Source organism: Halanaerobiales bacterium (assembly GCA_035270125.1).
GTDB lineage: Bacteria > Bacillota > Halanaerobiia > Halanaerobiales > DATFIM01 > DATFIM01.
The window spans coordinates 1-2,656 of sequence record DATFIM010000111.1; the positions used below are offsets into that span (position 1 = coordinate 1).

Sequence of the window (2,656 nt, forward strand, 5' to 3'; positions counted from 1 at the left end):
TTTAACAAAAAAGAAAGCCTTTTTTGATTACAATTTGAAACTATATTAACGTTTATCTTTAACAATTACAACAAAATCCAACAATATTAATCCATTTAACAACTTACAACTGTTAACATATTTTGTAACATATTTATAAAACAATTTTTTTATCGCTTTTAATGTCACAAAATTTCGACAAATTTGTCTTATTAATAAAACACCTACATATGCCTTTTGAAGAGATATACCATTTATACTATATAAAAATCTTTCAGTTTATTTACAGAATATCTTTTTCGGAACAAGACAGTGAGGATATTGCTCAGGAAGTTTTTTTAAGCTTGCACAACGAAATAATGAAAAATAAGCACCCCCTAAACACTAAAGCCTGGCTTTACAGGTGTGCACTCAATAAATATATTAATATCAACAAGAAGGAAAAAAATGTTCACTTAACCAATAATATAAACCTTTATGAAAAAAATTATTATAATACCATTGAAACAGATATTATCCAAAATGAACAAAAGAAAGCAATAGCCACTGCTTTATCAAAATTAAGCCCCAAAGAACAGGTTCTGGTTAATCTTTATAATGAGGAGTTTTCCTATAAAGAAATAAGTGAAATTTTAGAAATCAAACCTACATCCGTGGGTAAAACCTTATCAAGAGCTATCGAAAAATTAACCACCTATATAAAATCATCAAACTATGAAGAATTGTGTAAAGAAAGAAGAATTGTTTGATTATCATAACCATTCTCTTGAAAATGATAGAATGTCTGAAATAAGGCACCATTTGGTTAATTGTAAAGATTGTCAAAAAAAATTACAGACTATTGAAAATAATATTTCTTTAGTTGAGGAATCACTCAGAAGTTTAAATCCTGATATTGAATGTATACCCCCTTTTAAATTTATAGATAACAAAAAAACCAATCAAAAGAAATTTAACCTTAGCACAATATTAAGCTGGGCTGCAGGAATTTGCCTTATAATAACCTTCTCAACATTAATGATGAAGAAATATACTCATAATCAAAAACCGGTTAATCATTATGAACATTATGAATATATTCCTGATTTAAATGATGCCTGGAAGCAAAACAGTGTATCTGTAACTATCTATGACAAAAATGGTCTGCCAGTCAATCATCAAATTATTGGAGATTAGAAAATAGAACATTATAAACTAAAAAATAAGATTATGAGAAAAACGATTATGATATCAATGTTTATTTTGTGTTTCATTCCCTTCACAAAATCACAAACCTTATTAGATGTTTATCAAAAAGGAATAATAAAACTAACACCTGACAAAAATTACGGAAGCCATACAAATTGGGACCAAATATTCGATGATAAAGATAAAGTGGTATACGGGAATCCTGTAGGAAAGATGAAAAGTATTGTTGTTTCAGAAGAAGGAGAAGTTTTTGTAGGTAACTATAGCAAATACAATATTTACAAATTGGATAAAAAGGGTGATTTTATCAAGCAGTTTGGAAAAAAAGGCGGTAAGGCGGGTGAATTTTTATACAGGCCTACCCTGCATGGCATTTTAGATAATAAGTTTGTTTTTGCAAGTGACCACCAGGGAAGAATTCAATTTTACGATCTGGACGGGAATTTTTATAAAATGGTTAAGATAGATTATATGCCCTTACAAATTGTAGCCTTAAAAAATAATAAAATTGCTATATGGGGGCATGTAGCATACAAGGGAGATGTAAAATATATCGTTTCCATTAAAGATATTGAAACAAATAAAGAAGTTATTGTAGACAGCTATTTTAACAGTTTAACCAACCTAAAAGCGGTAAGAATTAAACTCAAAGATGGGACTTTATTTAGTTTTAGTCCTACAGGAGTAAGAGACAGAACAATTATTGAAAGGACTCCTGAAGGAAATTTAATTGTTGGCCATAACGTACAGGATAAGTTATCTGTTTATAATCCTGACGGACAAAAAATCCAAACCATTAATCTGCAACAATCACCTAAAAAGACCACTGCAGAAGATAAAGAAAAGTTTGTCCTGAAAATAAAACAATTTTTATTGGAAAAAGATCTGTATGAAGAAAATAAAGAAATCTTAAACGATCCTAATATTTATCCGGGTATCCGGCCGGTTTTTTACGCCATTAAAACAGATTACCAGGGTAATATACTAATTTTCCATTTTAGTAAGCAAGAAGGAAATTCATTTTACGTATATGACAAGGAGGGTAGATATATTTGTGAAACGATCATTGAACCGGAAAAATTTGAAATAGATATAAACCCCAGATTTTCGACCTTCCAAATACATCCCAGCGGGCTTTATGCTTATGTTAGTGTTGTGGATTCAGAAACCCGGGAGATTAAAATAATTCGTACCCCGCTTAAATAATTATCTTAGGCAATAGAATCAAAAGTCCTGCTCTTTCAATGTGGCAGGATTTTTTATATGAAGACCTAAATAAAAGACAAAAAAGTCTTTTATTTTGAATCCATAATTCAATTCTTGTTATTACCTTTGTGAGCAAATTAACAAATGGATTTATGATTAAGATTGTTGACGAACTATTAAAAAAAGAAAATTTAACCAAAGAAGATTTAAGCATTCTATTACAATCAGGGAAAGAAGATAGTAATAAAATATTTACTCATGCAGCAAAAATAAAGGCCCAACA

3 protein-coding genes are annotated in these 2,656 nt (G+C 29.5%); all 3 read left to right on the plus strand.

From position 1 onward, the window contains the following. Positions 1-209: 209 nt before the first annotated feature. Genes VJ881_05920 through VJ881_05930 form a run of 3 tightly spaced genes read left to right on the plus strand, consistent with a single transcriptional unit; the run spans position 210 to position 2,373 of the window. Positions 210-728: an RNA polymerase sigma factor gene (locus VJ881_05920; protein ID HKL75586.1), complete on the plus strand. Its 519-nt coding sequence runs from the start codon at positions 210-212 to the stop codon at positions 726-728. Further along, positions 721-1,155 carry a hypothetical protein gene (locus tag VJ881_05925; protein HKL75587.1) on the plus strand — a complete coding sequence of 145 codons (435 nt, stop codon included), beginning with the start codon at positions 721-723 and terminating at the stop codon, positions 1,153-1,155. The genes VJ881_05920 and VJ881_05925 overlap by 8 nt, the downstream gene beginning before the upstream one ends. A gap of 48 nt (positions 1,156-1,203) precedes the next feature. Then, positions 1,204-2,373 (plus strand): 6-bladed beta-propeller, encoded by a 1,170-nt coding sequence (locus VJ881_05930; protein HKL75588.1) that lies wholly within the window; start codon positions 1,204-1,206, stop codon positions 2,371-2,373. Positions 2,374-2,656 lie beyond the last annotated feature (283 nt).